We start from the raw sequence: 1,893 nt of genomic DNA on the forward strand, positions 1-1,893 counted from the left end.
TTGGTTTGGGGTACGGGCAGCTAGAACCTCGCGTCGATGCTTTTCTTGGCAGCATAGGATCACCGATTTCGACTTGCGTCTACCCATCAGATCTCAGGCTGTGTGAACGACGGATTTGCCTATCGTTCGCCCTACATCCTTAGACCGGGACAACCATCGCCCGGCTCGGCTACCTTCCTGCGTCACACCTGTTAATACGCTAAACGCACCAGCACGGGGTCGTACGCTAGGCCCAACGCTTCACCCCGAAGGGATCCATCAAAGGGATTCAGATACTTAGCACTACTGGATTGTCTTGGGCGGTTCTTCGCCGGTACGGGAATATCAACCCGTTGTCCATCGACTACGCCTGTCGGCCTCGCCTTAGGTCCCGACTTACCCAGGGAAGATTAGCTTGACCCTGGAACCCTTGGTCTTCCGGAGGACGGGTTTCTCACCCGTCTTTCGCTACTCATGCCTGCATTCTCACTCGTGTGGCATCCACGGCTGGTTCACACCGCCGCTTCACTCGCCACACGACGCTCTCCTACCCATCAACACGGCTGGACCACGAAGGCCTACCACTAATGTCAATGCCACAACTTCGGTGGCGTGCTTGAGCCCCGTTACATTGTCGGCGCGGAATCACTTGACCAGTGAGCTATTACGCACTCTTTCAAGGGTGGCTGCTTCTAAGCCAACCTCCTGGTTGTCTGTGCAACTCCACATCCTTTCCCACTTAGCACGCGCTTAGGGACCTTAGTTGGTGGTCTGGGTTGTTTCCCTCTCGACTATGAAGCTTATCCCCCACAGTCTCACTGCTGCGCTCTCACTTACCGGCATTCGGAGTTTGGCTGACGTCAGTAAGCTTTTGGGCCCCATCGGCCATCCAGTAGCTCTACCTCCGGCAAGAAACACGCAACGCTGCACCTAAATGCATTTCGGAGAGAACCAGCTATCACGAAGTTTGATTGGCCTTTCACCCCTATCCACAGCTCATCCCCTCCATTTTCAACTGAAGTGGGTTCGGTCCTCCACGACGTCTTACCGTCGCTTCAACCTGGCCATGGATAGATCACTTCGCTTCGGGTCTAGACCCTGCGACTGAATCGCCCTATTCGGACTCGCTTTCGCTACGGCTGCCCCACACGGGTTAACCTCGCCACAGAGCACTAACTCGCAGGCTCATTCTTCAAAAGGCACGCCGTCACCCCTACAAGGAGGCTCCGACGGTTTGTAAGCAAACGGTTTCAGGTACTATTTCACTCCCCTCCCGGGGTACTTTTCACCTTTCCCTCACGGTACTTGTCCGCTATCGGTCATCTGGGAGTATTTAGGCTTATCAGGTGGTCCTGACAGATTCACACGGGATTTCTCGGGCCCCGTGCTACTTGGGATACTCTTCACGCCATAACACCATTTCGACTACGGGGCTCGCACCCGCTCTGGCCAGGCGTTCAAACCTGTTCGTCTATGATGCGCTGTAACGTTCACCGGCCGGCAGACCGGAACGAAAAGTCCCACAACCCCGGCCATGCAACCCCTGCCGGGTATCACACATGACTCGGTTTAGCCTCTTCCGCGTTCGCTCGCCACTACTGACGGAATCACTGTTGTTTTCTCTTCCTGTGGGTACTGAGATGTTTCACTTCCCCACGTTCCCTCTACCCGCCCTATATATTCAGGCGGGAGTCACCAGGTCACCACAAGGGGCCTGGCGGGGTTTCCCCATTCGGAAATCCTCGGATCACAGCTCGTTTATCAGCTCCCCGAGGCTTATCGCAGATTACGACGTCCTTCTTCGGCTCCAGATGCCAAGGCATTCACCGTTTGCTCTTATGAACTTGCTAATCACATGAGTTAAGAAACTACAACTCGAAAAGTTGCAGATCCAATGATTTGCATGACCACGAG

Annotated in this window: 1 rRNA gene (only partly in view); it reads right to left on the reverse strand. The window is 54.7% G+C overall.

Annotation, left to right across the window (positions count from 1 at the left end):
• Window positions 1-1,829: ribosomal RNA gene (locus C5D08_RS16460) — 23S ribosomal RNA — on the reverse strand; it reaches 1,386 nt to the left of the window's first position.
• Between the last annotated feature and the right edge of the window lie 64 nt (window positions 1,830-1,893).

It is taken from the genome of Rathayibacter sp. AY1B6, from assembly GCF_002932755.1.
Classification (GTDB): domain Bacteria; phylum Actinomycetota; class Actinomycetes; order Actinomycetales; family Microbacteriaceae; genus Rathayibacter.